Below are 15,882 nucleotides of genomic sequence, written 5' to 3'. Positions count from 1 at the left end.
CGTCAGTTCCTCGTGTCGTCACGGATGCGGCCCGCATCGGCGGTACCGGTGGTGTTGTTGCCGGCTTCGGCGGCTTCGGCGGCTTCGGCGGCTTCGGCGGTCCCGGCGGCCGAGGCGTCCCCGGGCGCGGCGAACAGCTCCCGTACCGCCCGGCGGCGGATCTTGGACGAGGTCGTACGCGGCAGGCTCCCGGCGAACCGCAGCCGCTCCGGCCGCGCCACCGAGGACAGGGCCAGGGCCGCGTGCGCCAGGATCTCCGCGGCCAGTGCCCCGTCCGGCTCGTGCCCGGGGGCGGGGACCACCACGGCCAGCGGGACCAGGCCGCCCTCGGGATGGGCCACCGGCACCACGGCCACCTCGGCGACCGCCGGATGGCTGCCGAGCGCCGCCTCCGCCTCGTACGGGGAGACCCGGTGGCCGTACGACTTGAACACGTCGTCGCGCCGCCCCAGCACCCGGATCCACCCGTCCGGCGTGCGCTCCCCGAGATCGCCGGTCGCGTACCGGCCCCGCCCGAGGACGCGTTCGGTGCGCTCCGGATCCTCCAGGTAGCCGGCCATCACCCCGACGGGCCGCTCGCCGTCGAGCTCGACGCAGATCTCGCCGGCCTCCGCCGGCTCCCCGCCGTCCGGATCGCACAGCACGATCCGGTAGCCGGGCAGCGGCCTGCCCAGCAGCCCGGCCCGGGGCGCGGTGCCCGGCGTGGTGCCGATCAGGGCGGTGGTCTCCGTCTGCCCGTAGCCGTCGCGCACCGGGACCCCCCATTCGGCGAGGATCTCCTCCGCGAGCCCGGCGGGCAGCGGCTCGCCCGCGCTCGTGGCCTCGCGCAGCCGGGGCACGGCCGTGCCCAGGTACGGCCGCAGCGCCTGCCACAGGCTCGGCGGCGCACAGAAGCTGTCCGCCGCCCGGTCGCGCAGGAGCGCCGGGAGCAGGGCCGGATCCGGGAGTCCCTCGGGCAGCGCCACGATGGTGGCCTCGGCGTTCCAGGGAACGAAGAAGCTGCTCCAGGAGTGCTTGGCCCAGCCGGGCGAGGAGACGTTGATGTGCCGGTCGCCCGGCAGCAGCCCGTTCCAGTACAGGCTGGAGAGGTGCCCCGCCGGGTAGCTGAGGTGCGTGTGCGCCACCAGCTTGGGCGCCGAGGTCGTCCCCGAGGTGAAGTAGCAGAAGGCCACGTCGTCCGACGGGGTCGGCCCCTCGGGCAGGAAGCGGCCCGACTCCCCGTCCGAGGCGCGGTAGTCCGTCCACCCCGCGAGGGTCCCGGACACACAGATCCGTACCCCCGGCACGGGCACGCCGGCGAAGACGCCCGCGGCGGAGGCCCGGCACACCACGTGGTCGATGCGGCCCCGCCCGACCCGGTCGGCGGCCTCGGCGGCGGTCAGTCCGGGATGGCTCGGCACCAGCACCGCGCCGATCTTCAGCGCGGCGAGCAGCACCTCCCACAGCTCCCGCTGGGTGCCGAGGACCACCATCAGGCGCTCGCCCCGGCGCACCCCGAGCCCGTTCAGCCACACCGCGACCGCGTCGGAGCGCCGGGACAGCTCCTCGTACGAGACGCTCTCGGCGCCGCCGCCGGAGTCGAGCAGCTCCAGCGCGGGCGCCGGATTGCCCGCCGCGACCACGTCGAACCACTCCAGCGCCCAGTTGAAATGGGTGGGGCGCGGCCAGCGGAAGAGCTCGGCCGCGGTGTCGAGGTCGGTGCGGTGGCGCAGCAGCAGGTCCCTGGCGGCCCGGAAGCCGTCGGAGGCCTCGGTGCGCCGCGCCGCCCAGTACGGGTCGGCGACGGCTGCGGTGTCCTGGTCGCGGTGCGCCGCCCGGGCGAGGGCCGGCGCGGTCACCGCAGGCCTCCCTCGTCCTCGGCGGCGAGGATGCCCCGCCAGCGCTTGCCGACCACCAGGCCGCTGTACCCGCTGCCCGGCGGCCGGGCCCCGGCCAGCGCGTCCTCGGCGATCGCGTCGGCGTCCGCCGTGAACTCGCCCCACACCCCGGGCCGCGCGCTGCCCACCTGGGTGAACCAGCGCGTGAACTCGGCCGGGATGCCCAGCACGTAGACGCCCTTCTCGGGCTTTCCGTCGGCCCGCACCGGGTGGAAGGGGGAGCCGGTGACGTGTACGCCGCCGGTGGCGAACTCCTTGCCGTCGTGGTCCCTGTTGACGTAGGTGCTCAGCAGCCCGGACTCGTAGAGCCGGGAGCTCAGACCGCCCGGCCGGCGGCGCAGATCGGGCTCGGGTATCCGGGCGTCGATCACCGCGTCCAGCAGGGTGCGGCTGCCCGCGACCTGCGGGGACTCGACGAAGAACCGCCCGGCCCCGGAGCCGGCCAGCGGGTCGGCCCCGAACCGTACGCCCGGTCCGGCGATCCGCAGCACACCCGACTCCATCAGCGCGAGCACCTGGTGGAGCCGGACCATCGGCGGACCCGTCGTCAGCTGCGAGACGAGCGGGACGAACTCCTGGAGGAAGTCCCGGCTGTGGGAGTCGGGAGTGAGCCCGGAGAAGTCCACGGCGGTGCGGATCACCCCGCGGACGTCGCGGACGGCGTCCAGGCAGGCCTTGACCGGGCCGTCGCAGTTGCCCTCCCGCGCCAGCTCCAGGTCCTTGCGCAAGAACGCGGCCAGCTCCTGCTGGAAGGCGTCGGTTCCGGTGAAACGGCGGTCGCGGAACGGCCGCGCCCAGCGCTCGATGTCCACCGGGGGCAGGTCCGCCATGCCCCGGTGAGCGGCCACCCGGGCCAGTACGGCTCCCGGGTCGCCGGGGTCGCGCTGGACGACGTCCTGCACCTCGCCCGCGAACTTCTCGGCGATGTCGGGGCCGTAGAGGCTCTTGAGGTAGGTGGAGTAGTAGACCAGTCCCACCTCGGTCAGCAGCCAGGGCAGCACGTCGCGGCGGAAGTCGAGGCGCCCGCGGTCGCGCAGGGCGCGCATCCGCTCGTGGGTGAACAGCCGCGGACGGTAGCTGTGCTGCGGGCCCTTCTGGTTGCGGCCGCGGGCCAGCAGCGGCACACCGCTGCGCGATCCCGCGATCAGCCGCGGCTCCCGGCCGCCGGGCAGGTAGCGCAGCTCCTCGCCCCCGGCCGGGACGAACCGGCCGCCGCGGCCGGTGGTGAGCGCGGACACCACGTCGTAGAAGGACAGCCCGAGGCCGAGGATGCCCACGGACGCCCCCGGCTCGATGCCGTCCAGCGGCATGTCGATCGCGGAGTCGCCGCGCACGTACCGCAGGTGCGGCCGCTTCTCGGCGAAGGCGGCCAGCTCCCGCTGGTCGGAGCGCAGGGCGGGCAGCGGATGACCGGTCGTCAGCACCACGCGGTCGGCCCGCAGGTGGCGGCCGTCGCCCAGCGACAGCAGGTAACCGCCGTCGGGCTCCTTCTCCAGCGCCTCCACGGACTGCCCCGGCATGCGGTGCAGCCGCAGGACGCCCGCCGGGAGCCCCTCCTCGATGCGGTCGAGGGCGAAGGAGAGGTAGCGGCCGTAGACGGCGCGCGTGGCGCAGACGTTCGCGTCGGCCGCCTCCGGGTCGACGGTGCGCCACCACTCGTACAGCGAGGGTCCCGCGCCCGCCCGGTGCGGGCCCTCGTCGGGCCGGCCCGAGAAGATGGTGACCTCGCCGGACACCGTGTTCATCAGGGACCAGTCGGGCTGGTCGGTCCGCCAGATCCGCCCGGTGCCCACCTCATGGGTGTCCACGGCGTAGACCTCGACCGGGCGCCGCGGCGGCTGCTCCCCGAGCCGGGCGGCGAGCCGCTCCAGCACGGACAGCCCCCGCGGCCCCGTCCCCACGACGGCGATGCGGTACGGCTCGGAGTCCCGGTCGTCGGGCAGTTCGAGCGGGGCGTCGGTCCAGTCGGCCTCCGCGGCGGCGTCCAGACCCAGCAGGTCGTGGCGGTCCGCGGTGTAGCGGAGCATCTGGAGGAGCCGGCCGGCGGTGACCGCGCCCCGCGGCGCCGTGCGGCGGGGCCCGGGCAGCGGCAGCCGGCCGGCCCGGGTCCAGTACAGGCGGCCCTCTCCGTCGATGGCCGCCTGCGTCAGGCCCTGATTGTCCTCGTGCAGGCAGAACGGCACGTCGAGGATCCCGGCGGCGAAGGCCCGTACGAGCGCCTCGCCGACGTCGTCGTTCAGCGAGAGGGTCGCCTCGATCATGGCGCGGGCCTCGGCCAGCACCTCGCCCGGATCGACCTCGTGGCCCCAGGGGATCTGGCTCTCGGTCCGGGCGCGGGAGGAGAGGGCCGAAGCGGAGCGCAGCGAGGCCAGGTTCTCCTCGACGGTGGGCAGCCGGACGGCCTCCACCGGTGTCTTGACGATCATCCGCTGGGCGCCGCCGCGTACGGCGAGTTCGGCGCTGCGGTCCATCAGCAGCTGGGCGCCCTGCTGGGTGCCGGGGAAGACGCCCATGTACGTGTAGAGGACGATGTGCCGGTCGACGCCCCCGGGCAGCCACTCGTCGGCCAGCACGCGCAGCGCGGTGAGCGCCTCGACGTCCTGGCGCACGTCGGTCTGCTGGGCGTAGCTCAGCGAGACGCTCGACACCCCCTGCTGGGCGAAGAAGAGGGCTTCCAGCAGGCTCATCGCGACGAGGAGCGAGGGCGGGCACAGCTGTCCCATCAGGCAGCCGCCGAAGGTCTCCAGGTGGGCGCGCAGGCCGTGGGAGCGGCTGAGCTCGGCGAACTCCGCTGTGGCCTCACGCCAGTTGGCGACCGAGGTGGCGAGCGGGGTCCGTCCGTAGGGCAGGCAGTACGAGACCGGGCCGCCCTCGCTCGCGGACAGCCCGGCCTCGACCATCGTCTTGAAGATCGCCCGGGGGGTGGCCGAGCCGTGCCGGACCTGGACCGGCCGGCCCGCGCCCTCGGCGGCCACCCTGATGGTGGTCCGCGGTCCGTGGACCACGATGGGGAAGCCGTTGAGCCCCTCGCCCGCGGCGAGCGCCGCCCGCGCGTGGTCGTGTTCGCCGACGCGCGTGTAGGCGTCGAGTGTGATCGTCCCGACCGTGGGGAAGGGCAGCGAGCGCACGGCCCGCAAGCCGGCCGCCATGGTGTCGGCGTCCGCCATGCCCATCCTCGGCTGGACCACCAGCCGGCCGGCGGCCGCCGCCTGCCGGACGAATTCGCCCAGGTCCGCGGGGCGGTTGCCGCCGTGCGGAAGCGTCTGCGTCATACCGCTCTTCCTTCGGTCGCGGGATGCGGCTCGGACCTGCCGTCGGCGCTGCGCTCGGCCGGCAGGGACAGGGCCGCCTCCGGGGTCCCGCCGGGCAGCGAAGCGAGCAGTCGGCTGACCAGAGAGGGGTCCGCGGTGTCGGTGAACACCGCGTCGAATCCGGCCTCGACGAGTTCCTGGGCGGGACGGTCGCCGGTGTCCCCGGTGATCCCCAGCTTGCCGCCGATGATCGCCGGGGTCTGCCCGGCGACGGGGTCCGCGCGGAGTTTGCGGATCATGCGGGCGCCGTCGAGCTGGCCGTGGCCGTTGACGGTGCTGATGACCAGGGCGTCGGGGCGGATCCTGCGGACCGAGTCGATCAGCAGCTGGTCGGGGACGCACGGTCCGAGATTGACGACCTCATTGCCCATTTCCTCGAGCAGAAGCTGCAGGAAGACGAGATTCCAGGTATGGGAATCCGAGGAGACCGTCGACAGCAGGATGCGCCGCCGTCCGTCTCGTGGGACCACCGTCCTCATATTGTGCTCATCTCTCTCTCGTGGACTGGTGACGGACAGCCGACCGACGCGTCAGCGCAGGGTGACGAGCTTCCACATGCCTTCGAAGGCCCGCTTGACCAGCGTTTCGCGGTTGCTGATGAAGGAGGTGACCAGGTACTGGCCGGGCTCGAGCGACTGCGAGAGGACCGCGGTGGAGCCGGGGGAGAGGGGGGTGATTCCCGAGGGCACCCCGGTGAACGGGTACGTGGGCGGCTGCTGGCCGTGGGCCAGGGCCTCCATGCAGGCGGCGACCTCGGAGCTGCCGGCTCCCGGGGTCACCCGCAGGAACATCACCTCGTTGAGCTGCGAGGTCTGGTTCACGACGGTGAACTCCCCGCGGGCGTCCAGGGTGTTGCCGATCAGGTAGCGGCCCAGCGGGCCCTCGTCGTACGCGGCGATGAGGTCGGGGGCCCCGCGGGGCACCGAGGTGCCGGGGCCGGGCGCGCCGACCCGGATGCTGCGCACCAGCTCGGGGCGGGCCGGGTCGAGCAGCGTGTAGTCGAGCAGGTGGTAGGTGCCGGGGGTGAGGATCCAGGAGATCTCGATCTTCCCGCTGGCCTTGGTGACGGCGGGCCCGCCGAAGTAGTGGGCCTCGGAGTCGATGAGCGCCAGCGCGGCGTGCCGCTCCGCGGGGTCCTTGGAGGTGGCGGCCGTCTGGTAGTGCGTCAGGAAGGCGGTCAGGGCGACGCCGGCGCGCAGCCGGACCAGGCCCAGCGGCCGCTGGACCTTGTCGTCGGTGGTGCTCGCCACGAGCGTCACCGGGCCCGCGGGCACCTGGTCGGTGGTCAGCCGGATCCCGTCGGCGGCGGCGACGGCGCCGATCACGGCCGCGTCGCCACGGCGGCGGTCGCCCGGCCCGCCGTGCGCCACGGCGGGGGCGGCCGCGAGCAGGGTCGTGGCCCCCGCCCCCAGGCCGATCAGTAGTCTGCGTCGTCCGAGTCCGGGCCCGGGACTCTGCGAGTCCTCGGCGCTTGGGGTCGCGTGCATCTGCGGTTCCTCCTCCGTCCCGGCCGCTGCCGGCCGGCACGCTGCTCGCACCCGGGGGTGCGGATCGATGTCCGGGATGCGGCATGCTCCGCAGAGCGCCTCAAGAGCGACTTCAGGTCTCATCGAGAGCGGGCCCCGCCACGGGGCCGTACGGGGCCTTCGCGCGAGACCGGGTGCAGGCGTTCTCTAGCGGCTTTGGGCACGATGCGGCGGGTCACGAGATCCGGCGCAACGCCCCGCAGGAGGCTCCATGTCCACCCGTACCGCTGTCGTCACCGGTGCGAGCAGCGGGATCGGCGCCGCGACCGCGCGCCGGCTCGCCGCCGAGGGCTACCGGGTGGTGCTCGCCGCGCGCCGCAAGGACCGGATCGAGACGCTCGCCGCGGAGCTCGCGGACGCGGGGCACGAGGCCGTGGCGCACGCCCTGGACGTCACCGACCGCCGGGCCGTCCGGGCCTTCGCCGACGGCCTGGACCGGGTGGACGTCCTGGTGAACGTCGCGGGCGGGGCGATCGGCACGGAGACGGTCGCCGCGGCCGACCCCGACGACTGGACGGCGATGTTCGCGGTGAACGTCGTCGGCGCCCTCCAGGTCACCCAGGCGCTGCTGCCCGCCCTCGTCGCCTCCGGCGACGGCACCGTGGTCGTCCTGTCCTCCACGGCCGGGCTCCTGCCCTACGAGGGCGGCGGCGGCTACGTCGCCGCCAAGCACGGCGCGCACGCCCTGGCCGGCACGCTGCGGCTGGAACTGTGCGGCAGCCCCGTACGGGTCATCGAGGTCGCCCCCGGCCTCGTACGCACCGAGGAGTTCGCCCTCAACCGGTTCCGCGGCGACGCCGAGCGCGCCGCGGGCGTGTACGACGGGGTCGCGCGGCCGCTGACCGCGCAGGACGTCGCCGACACCGTCGGCTGGGCGGTGACCCGCCCCAGCCACGTCAACGTCGATCTGCTGGTGGTCCGGCCGCGCGCCCAGGCGGCCCACCACAAGATCCATCGCGGCTGAAACACCTCCCCTGCATGGCCGGTACGCACCACCGGCGCTCAAGTGCGCGACGAGCCGACTGGGCCTGAATGCGCTGAGGAACACACGGGATGAGGAGAGAGCGTGCTGACGCGCAGACAACTGATCAAGGCGGGCGCAGCCACCGGTCTGATCGCGGCGGCCGCCCCCGCCGGGGTCGCCCTCGCGGGCACCACGGCACCGGCCGGCGCGGAGAGCCTCTTCGCCGTACCGCTGCGCATCCCGAAGGTGCTGCGCCCCTCGGGCCGGTCCCAGGGACGCGGCGGTGAGCGGGGCGGGTACGACGTCTACCGGCTGACGACCCGGGAGGTGGAGAAGACCGTCATACCGGGAACCACGACGAAGATGCGCACCTTCAACGGCGAGCTGATGCCGGTCATCCGGGCCACCCGCGGCCGGCCCGTCGTCATCGAACAGGTCAACGCCCTCGACGTGCCCTTCTCCATGCACCTGCACGGCGGCCACGTCCCGGCGTCCTCGGACGGCCACCCCAACAACCAGGTGTCGCCCGGCGGCAACAGGGTCTTCTACTACCCCAACACCCAGCGCGCCTCGACGATGTGGATGCACGACCACTCCCACGAGGCGCACGCCGAGAACATCTACCGGGGCCTCGCCGCCTCGTACATCCTCACGGACGACTTCGAGGAGCGGCTGCCGCTGCCCAAGGGCCAGTACGACGTGCCGCTGCACCTGCGCGACGCGCAGTTCGCCGAGGACGGCACGCTGGTCTACGACCCGGAAGGCTTCATGAAGCGTCCGACGATCCTGGTGAACGGCGCCCCGCGCCCGTTCTTCGAGGTCGCCGCGCGCAAGTACCGCTTCCGGCTGGCGAACACCTCCAACGAGCGCGCGTTCCTGCTCCAGCTCGGCGAGGGCGACGAGATGACGCACATCGGCTCCGACGGCGGTCTGCTGCCCGCCCCGGTGTCCGCGCGCGTGCTGGAGATCTGGCCGGCCGAGCGCCAGGAGATCGTGATCGACTTCTCGCGCTACCCGGTCGGCTCGAAGATCGTCCTGCGCAACCTGATCGGCTTCGCGGGCGAGCCCGCCGAGGTCATGCGCTTCGACGTCGTGCGCAGGGCGGCGGACCCGAGCCGGGTGCCCGACACCCTGCGCGCGGTCCCGGACATCGGCACGCCCACCGTGGAGCGCAAGTTCGTCATGAACTTCGACCCCGCGACCGGCCACCACCTGATCAACGGCCTGCACTTCGACATCAACCGGGTGGACCTGCGCCCCAAGGTCGGCGTCACCGAGCTGTGGACCGTCGAGAACACCGACGTCCGCTTCGGCATACCGCACTCCATGCACACGCACCTGGAGCACTTCCAGGTCGTGGAGCGCGACGGCGCGGCGCCCGGGCCCGGCGAGGCCGGCCTGAAGGACACCGTCACGGTCATGCCGGGCAAGACGGTCAAGTTCAAGATCAAGTTCACCGACTACACCGGTCTGTTCATGTTCCACTGCCACCTGATGGGCCATCTGAACATGGGGATGATGGGCCAGATGGCGGTGGAGAACTGACCGCGCCGGCCTCCTGAACGCGCGCCGCACGTCATCGATCTCTTCCGGGAGGAAGGCTGTGTCCGACGACACCGGGGGGCTGCGCTTCCCGTTCCAGCTCAGTCAGCTCTTCACCCCTCCGCCAGAGTTCCGCGAGCTGCGCGAGTCCTGCCCGGTGGCCCGGGTGGACCTGCCGACCGGGGACTGGGCCTGGCTCGCCACCCAGTACGAGGACGTGCGCGCGGTCCTCAACGACGCCAGGCTCAGCCGCGCGGCCACCACCCGTCCGGGGGCCCCGCGGCTCGGCCCGGCCAGTCCCGAGCCGGACTCCATCATGGCGATGGACCCGCCCGACCACACCCGGCTGCGTCGGCTGCTCGCCTCGGTGTTCACCGGCCGGCAGGCCGAGCGGATGCGCGAGGGCATCGTCCGCACCACCGAGGAACTCCTCGACGTCATCGAGGAGTCCGGCCGGCCCGCCGACCTCGTACCGATGCTCGCCCGGCCGCTGCCGATCACGGTCATCTGCGACCTCCTGGGCGTGCCCGACGCCGACCGGGAGGCCTTCCGCGACTGGACCGACGCGGCTCTGACCCTCGCTCCGAGCGCGGCCGGCGCCGTCACCGACGCCCGGACCCAGCTCGCCGAATACCTCGCGGAACTCGTCGAGGACAAGCGCCGCAAGCCCGGCGGCGATCTGCTGAGCGGCCTGATCGAGGCGCAGGCGCAGGAGCGGCTGAGCCAGGGCGAGCTGATCGCCGTCGCGGCGACCCTGATCACCGCCGGCTACCACACGGTGGCCAACTCCTTCGCGAACTCGGTGGTCGCGCTGCTGCGCCACCCCGAACAGCTCGCCCCCCTGCGCGGGGCGGAGCGGTTCCCGCTCGCCGCCGTGGAGGAGCTGCTGCGCTGGACCCCCGGGCCGGTCAGCGGCGGCACCATCCGGATCGCCACCGAGGAGGTCAAGATCGGCTCGGTGGTCGTCAAGCCCGGTGAGGCCGTCATCCCCTCGACGGCCTCCGCCAACCGGGACTCCGCCGTCTTCCCCGGCGCGGACGAGCTGGACCTCACCCGGCCGGAGAACCGGCACATCGCCTTCGGCCACGGCATCCACCGCTGCCTGGGCGCGCCCCTGGCCCGGGTCGAGCTCCAGGTGGCCTTCGGGGCGCTGCTGCGCCGCTTCCCGGAGCTGCGGCTCGCCGTACCCGAGGAGGAGCTCGTCTGGGGCGGCGGCATGATCCGCGGCGTCACCTCGCTCCCCGTCACCTGGTGACGGCGGCTCGCGGTGCGCCGGGCGGTGCGGCGGCCGGTGTGGCGGCCGCCGCCGCGGACCCGGGTGCGGCCGGGGAACCTCCCCGGCCGCCCGGGATCTCCCTCGTCACCTCCCTGAGCAGCGAGTTCACCCGCGAGGTGAACTCGCCGATCAGCTCCAGCTGCGCGTCGTCGTACGACTCCAGCAGGGAGCGCATGGCGTCCTTGAGCGGGAGGAACGCCTCGGCGACCTCCTGCTCGCGGCGACCCGTGGACACGACGATCACCCTGCGGCGGTCCTCGGGGTCGCGCACCCGCTCGATGAATCCCGCCCGTTCCATCCGGTCGAGCACCGCGGTCGTCGCCGAGGTGCTCATCCCCGTGATCTCGGCGAGCCGGCCCGCCGTCAGCCGGGTTTCGCTCCTGGCCAGATCGACGCACTTCATGTCCGTCGGGTTGAGACCGAAGTGCTGAGCGATGGCCTGATGCAGCAGCTGACCGCGTCCGCCGTTGTCGCGGACGCCGTCCTCGATCTGCGCAATCAGCTCTGACCTGGGGGAACTTGGGCGAGTTGACATCGGGCACCTCCGGGAGCACCATTTATTTCGATGAATCGAGATTTCCCAGTCATGGAGAAGTCCCACGTGCAGGAATAGTTTAACGGTGAGGGGAAGCCATGAACACGTCGATGGCGGAGCAGGCCAAGTGGATCGTCACGGGCACCGTGGACGCGCCGGCCGAGCAGGTCGCCCAACTGCTGCTGGACGTCCGGACAGGTGATGCGGGAGTGGACGGCAACGCCCTCGTCCTCGCCGGCGACCACGCCCAGGAGAGCGGCGCCCTGACGCTCGAAGGCGGACCCGCGCAGTTCACCGGCAGGTTCGGCGACTCGGGCGAGGACTACCTGGAGGTCACCGTCGACCGCGAGGCCCGCGTCGTCCGCGTGCAGACCTGGTACGGAGGCACGTACGCCGTCGAGCCGGCCGGCGAGGGCAGCCGCGTCGTCCTCAGCGTCCACAACCTGGTGCCCGGCTCCGGCCGCCTCGGGCAGAAGGTCGCCAGCATCGGCGTCGAGTCCCGCCTGGAGCGCCGCCTCCAGGCCGTACTGACCGCGGTCGGGCGGCGCCTGGGCTGCGCCACCCGCGTGGGCGCGGCCCTGAAGTAGCCGGTCACGGCGCGGCCCGTGGCCGCCGCCGCCCCAAAGATCCACAGCCATCCGGGTCGTCCGTCCCCCGCGGATCCGGGTGGCTGTGTCACGTCCCGGGACGCGGCGGCCGCCGCCGGGCCGGGCTGATCCGCGCGGATCGCCCGGACAGGGCCAGGGCGGATCTCGGCCGTCAAGTCCTTCTTAAGCCTTTTCCGAGGTCCCGGTGTGAGTCTCTGCGCGACCGAACGGCCGCCTGGCCGAGCGGTGTACGAGGAGGCATGCATGAGAAAGGACCGAGCGGGCCGAGTCCGGGCCGCGTGCGGAGCGATGCTGGGCACCGCGCTCGCGCTCGTCGCGGTGGCCGCCGCCCCCGCACCCGCCGCCGGGCGCCCGGGCCGCCACGTCACGACCGACGAGACGCTCCTGGTGAGTGTCGGAGTCGGCGGGCAGCCGGCCAACGGCCCCAGCGAGCGGGCCTCGATCAGCGGGAACGGACGCCTGGTCGTCTTCGCGTCGCACGCGAGCAACCTGGTCCGGGGAGACCGCAACGACTGCAGCGACATCTTCCTGCGCGACCTGAACCGCGGCGTCACGACGCGCGTGAACCAGGGTCTGGGCGGCGCGGAGTCCAACGGCTGCACCGGCATCGACCCGATCATCAGCTCGGACGGCCGCTACGTCGTCTACACCGCCGACTCCACCAACCTGGTCGCCGGCGTCACCAACGGCAAGTCCCACATCTTCCGCACCGACCTGTTCACGGGCGTCACCGTCCTGGTCTCCGCGGCGGGCGACGGCACCCCGGGCAACGGCGACAGCATGCGCCCGACGATCACCGCCGACGGACGGCTCGTCGCCTTCGCGACCTCCGCCGACAACCTCATCCCCGGCGACACCCCCGCCAGCGTGTGGGACACCGTGGTCCGGGACATGGCGACCGGCACGGTCGTGCGCACCAGCAGGGCCGACGACGGAACCCCCGGCGACGCCGCCACCGACGGCACCCAGATCAGCGCCGACGGCAAGTTCGTCACCTTCTTCTCCAACGCGTCGAACATCTCGCCGGGCGACACCAACCACAAGGTCGACGAGTTCCTGCACGAGCTCGCCACCGGCAAGACCACCCGGCTGTCGGTATCGCCCGCGGGCGTCGAGTCGGACCAGATCACCATCGGCGGCACGATCAGCGACGACAACCGCTACGTCGTACTCAACTCGCACGCCACCAACCTGACCGCGGAGAGCCCGGCGACCGGCCAGAACCACACCTACCTGCAGGACCTGCAGACGGGTGAGCTGCGCCTGATCGACAAGGGCGCCGACGGCGTCCCCGCGCCCGGCGGCACCTTCTGGGCCAGCATCACCGGCGACGCACTGCACATCCCGATGTCGTCCTCCGGCCCCAACCTGGTCGGCGCCGACACCAACAACGTCCGCGACATCTTCGTCGCCACCCTGCCCAGCGGCGAACTGCGCCGCGAGAGCGTCGCCAGTGCCGGCCAGCAGGCCGACGCCGCCAGCTACTTCCCCGAGGCCGACTTCAACGCCTCCACCGTGGTGTTCACCTCGTACGCCACCAACCTGACGGCCGGTGACACCAACGGCCAGCCCGACATCTTCGTACGCCGGCACCCGTGACCTCGGCTCCCACAACCGACACGACTGCCATGCAGAAAGGGACGCACACCATGGGGATCACCCTCGGCGGGCGCAGGCGCACCGCCGCGTACGCCGCGACGTTCGCGCTGCTGCTCGGCGGACTCGCCACCGGCATCGCGCAGGGCGCGACCGGCACCGAGGCGGCCGGAACCCCGGTCCCCGGCACGGTCGTGGTCAAGGAGGACGCGCACGCGAAGGTACTCACCGCCGACGCGTCGGTGCGCAACAAGCGCGACCTCGTCAAGGAGGTCCGCGAGCACCGTGCCGAGACCCGCAAGGCACCGAAGACCCCCGCCCCGGCCGGCCCCGCCCAGGCCCAGGCGGACGACGGCGGCGGCCACGGCGACCAGAGCGGCTTCCCGGTCCGCGACCAGTGGCTGACTTCCTCGAAGTCCGAGCGGATCACCGTCCCGGGCGCCGGCCAGGGCGAGCTCACCGCCGCCGGCTCCAGCTTCGTCAAGGTGCCGTTCATGGAGTACTACGCCATCTTCACCGGCACCTCCTCCGACGTCGCCTGGCTCGGCGGCCGCCCGTTCAACGCGGACAGCATCGAGCACACCGACAGCTGGCGGATCGGTTCGGTGGGCGCCCCGTTCTGGGTGGTCGGCGCACCGCAGGGCGCGGCGGTCAGGAGCACCGGCAGCCTCGCCGAGGCCAGCTGGACCACCAGCGTGCAGAACAACTGGTACAGCGAGCACGCCTACGACCAGGTCGCCTTCTACCCGCCGAGCCAGGACGACTACTCCAACGTCTTCCGGATCAGCCACTCGGTCACCGGCACCTTCCAGTTCGGCTCGTCCTTCTTCACCGTGACGAGCCAGGACAGGTCCTACAGCTGATGCCCGCCACCCTCCGGCGCCCGCACCGCTCCCCCCGGGGAGCGGTGCGGGCGCGCTGTGCCGCCGTCCTCCTCGCCGCCGTGGCCGCCGTCAGCGCCTGCTCCCCGCAGCACGGCGGCGCCGCGGGCGCGGAGGGAGCCGGCGCCTCCGTCGTGCCCGCCGCGGTGCCCCCGCTCGACACCGACGCCCTGCTCCTGGACTCCTGGGTGAGCGACGGCGAGCGCGGCTGGTTCGTGGACGGCGCCCAGTCCGCGGCGAACTCCCCGTTCTCCCTGTACGAGACGGCATGGCGGCTGCGCCTGGCCGAACAGGCCAAGACCCCGGACGTCCGCGTCGAGGCGTCCCGGCTCGCCCTGTGGACCGCGGCCGCCGAGGAGGGCCGGATGGCCTCCTCGGGGCTGCCCGCCGTCGCCCAGGTCGCACTCGCCGTGGACGCCCGCCTCACGGCGGGAGGCGAAGCCGACCGCGACCGCGTCGCGCGCACCCTGGAGTCCCTGCGCGGCGGCGGCGGCTACCGGACCGGCCCGAGCACCGCCGCGGCCGACCCCGGAAGCACCGCCGTGGCCCTGCGCGTGCTCACCCGCCTCGGGCTGCCCGTACCCGCGCCCGTCCGGGAGGCCAACCGCGGGGCCCTGGCGGCCATGACCGCAGGTGACGCCGCCGCGAACCCCAACGCCGCCGCCGCCCTGCTGCAGAGCGCCGGAATGCTGCGCGGCTCCGCCGCCGTGCCCCCGCACACCGCCGAACTCGTCACCGCGACCCACCGCGCGCTCACCGCACTCGGCGCCGACCCGGTCCGCCTCGCCTCCGAGGCCGCCCTGCGCGGCGCCGCGGACCAGCTCGGGGTGGCCCTGCCCGCCTTCGATCCCGCCACCTGCGCCGGCCTGGTCCGCCCGGACGGCGGCGTCGCACTGCCCGGCGCCGCCCACAGCGATCCGCAGGCCACCTCCGTCGCGCTCGGCCTGGGCTGCGCCGGGGTACGGGCACTGGCGGCCGGCGCGCACTCCCGGGCGGGCTGGCCCGCCGAACAGGCCGCGGAAGGCGCCCTGGGCGCCTCCGCCGCCGCCGTCGCGCTGGCGAACGGCACCGGTTCCCTGGCGCGGTTCGCCCCCGGCCTCGAACGCCAGATCCGCGAGGTCTGGCTGCCGGCGGCGGCCGGCCGCAAGGCGCCGTACGACACGGCCGCCCTGGTGGAACGCGTCGACCTGCGGCTGATCGGCAAGGCGGTCGGCGTTGCGGCCGCCGGCGAGGTGGACCGTACGCTGCCCGCCCCGTCCACCGACGGGGTCAAGCCCGACGACGACGCGCGCCTGCTGCTGAGCGCGATCGACCTGCGCGGTTCCACCGCGGCCGAGTCCCTGGTGTGCGAAGCCGGTTCGGTCTACCGCACGGCCGCCGCCAAGGCCGCCGCCGCGGCCTCCGCGCCGGGCGCCGGGCACTCGGTGGTGCGCGGCGCCTGGCTGCGGGCCGCGGCCCAGGAGTGCGGAGACCCGGAACTGGCCCGCCAGGCAGCCGCGGAAGCCGCCGCCCAGCGGGTCGGCGAGGGCGTCTACCGCGCCGGCAAGGACGCCTCCTTCGAGGCGTCGGTGCTCGGCCTGTGGGCGGAGCGGCCCACCGCGGACGCCGTGGCCGGCTGGACCCGCGCGGGCCTGTGCTCGGGCGACCGCTGCGCGGAGACCCCCGAGGCCCTGGGCAAGGCCGACCACACGCCGCTACGGACCCTCGCGGTCCTGCGCGCGGCCCGGACGGGCGACTTCGAGGCCCTGTTCCCGCTGTCTTTCTGA

Annotated in this window: 12 protein-coding genes; 7 read left to right on the top strand and 5 right to left on the bottom strand. The window is 73.7% G+C overall.

Features of this window, described 5'->3' with window-relative positions:
* Nucleotides 1-2: 2 nt before the first annotated feature.
* Genes J7F03_RS12460 through J7F03_RS12445 form a run of 4 tightly spaced genes read right to left on the bottom strand, consistent with a single transcriptional unit; the run spans nt 3 to nt 6,675 of the window.
* The gene (locus tag J7F03_RS12460; RefSeq protein WP_214948855.1) at nt 3-1,838 is read right to left on the bottom strand and encodes an AMP-binding protein; all 1,836 of its coding nucleotides are present in this window, start codon (nt 1,836-1,838) and stop codon (nt 3-5) included.
* Nucleotides 1,835-5,149, bottom strand: coding sequence for an FAD/NAD(P)-binding protein (locus J7F03_RS12455; RefSeq protein WP_214948852.1), 3,315 nt, complete (start codon nt 5,147-5,149; stop codon nt 1,835-1,837). Before J7F03_RS12455 ends, J7F03_RS12460 begins: the two co-directional genes overlap by 4 nt.
* Nucleotides 5,146-5,667 (bottom strand): cobalamin B12-binding domain-containing protein, encoded by a 522-nt coding sequence (locus tag J7F03_RS12450; protein ID WP_214948850.1) that lies wholly within the window; start codon nt 5,665-5,667, stop codon nt 5,146-5,148. Before J7F03_RS12450 ends, J7F03_RS12455 begins: the two co-directional genes overlap by 4 nt.
* Before the next feature lie 51 nt (nt 5,668-5,718).
* Nucleotides 5,719-6,675, bottom strand: coding sequence for a hypothetical protein (locus tag J7F03_RS12445; protein WP_214948848.1), 957 nt, complete (start codon nt 6,673-6,675; stop codon nt 5,719-5,721).
* Nucleotides 6,676-6,925: 250 nt separating this feature from the next.
* Here J7F03_RS12445 and J7F03_RS12440 point away from each other — a divergent pair, with 250 nt between their 5' ends.
* The 3 genes from J7F03_RS12440 (at nt 6,926) to J7F03_RS12430 (ending at nt 10,475) form a co-directional block, all read left to right on the top strand.
* Nucleotides 6,926-7,678, top strand: coding sequence for an SDR family NAD(P)-dependent oxidoreductase (locus tag J7F03_RS12440; protein ID WP_214948846.1), 753 nt, complete (start codon nt 6,926-6,928; stop codon nt 7,676-7,678).
* A 102-nt stretch (nt 7,679-7,780) separates the two neighbouring features.
* Nucleotides 7,781-9,223, top strand: coding sequence for a multicopper oxidase family protein (locus tag J7F03_RS12435; RefSeq protein ID WP_214948845.1), 1,443 nt, complete (start codon nt 7,781-7,783; stop codon nt 9,221-9,223).
* A gap of 58 nt (nt 9,224-9,281) precedes the next feature.
* A complete protein-coding gene (locus tag J7F03_RS12430) occupies nt 9,282-10,475 on the top strand; it encodes a cytochrome P450 (RefSeq protein ID WP_214948844.1) in 1,194 nt (397 codons plus the stop codon).
* Here the strand turns inward: J7F03_RS12430 and J7F03_RS12425 are convergent.
* Complete coding sequence (locus tag J7F03_RS12425; RefSeq protein ID WP_214948843.1) at nt 10,465-11,031, bottom strand: MarR family winged helix-turn-helix transcriptional regulator; 567 nt, start codon at nt 11,029-11,031, stop codon at nt 10,465-10,467. The genes J7F03_RS12430 and J7F03_RS12425 overlap by 11 nt on opposite strands.
* 98 nt (nt 11,032-11,129) lie before the next feature.
* On the opposite strand from J7F03_RS12425, the gene J7F03_RS12420 reads away from it, so the two are divergent.
* The 4 genes from J7F03_RS12420 to J7F03_RS12405 all read left to right on the top strand — a co-directional run bounded on the left by J7F03_RS12420 (nt 11,130) and on the right by J7F03_RS12405 (nt 15,882).
* On the top strand, nt 11,130-11,618 hold the full coding sequence (locus tag J7F03_RS12420) for an SRPBCC family protein (protein WP_214948842.1): 489 nt from the start codon (nt 11,130-11,132) through the stop codon (nt 11,616-11,618).
* 264 nt (nt 11,619-11,882) lie between these two features.
* Nucleotides 11,883-13,238 carry a PD40 domain-containing protein gene (locus tag J7F03_RS12415; protein ID WP_214948841.1) on the top strand — a complete coding sequence of 452 codons (1,356 nt, stop codon included), beginning with the start codon at nt 11,883-11,885 and terminating at the stop codon, nt 13,236-13,238.
* 50 nt (nt 13,239-13,288) lie between these two features.
* Nucleotides 13,289-14,098 carry a hypothetical protein gene (locus J7F03_RS12410; RefSeq protein WP_214948840.1) on the top strand — a complete coding sequence of 270 codons (810 nt, stop codon included), beginning with the start codon at nt 13,289-13,291 and terminating at the stop codon, nt 14,096-14,098.
* Complete coding sequence (locus J7F03_RS12405; RefSeq protein ID WP_214948838.1) at nt 14,098-15,882, top strand: hypothetical protein; 1,785 nt, start codon at nt 14,098-14,100, stop codon at nt 15,880-15,882. Before J7F03_RS12410 ends, J7F03_RS12405 begins: the two co-directional genes overlap by 1 nt.

It is taken from the genome of Streptomyces sp. ISL-43 (genome assembly GCF_018614195.1).
Taxonomy (GTDB): Bacteria; Actinomycetota; Actinomycetes; order Streptomycetales; family Streptomycetaceae; genus Streptomyces.
The sequence above is the reverse complement of the archived record's forward strand: the minus strand, read 5'-3'. Positions and strand labels throughout refer to the sequence as shown.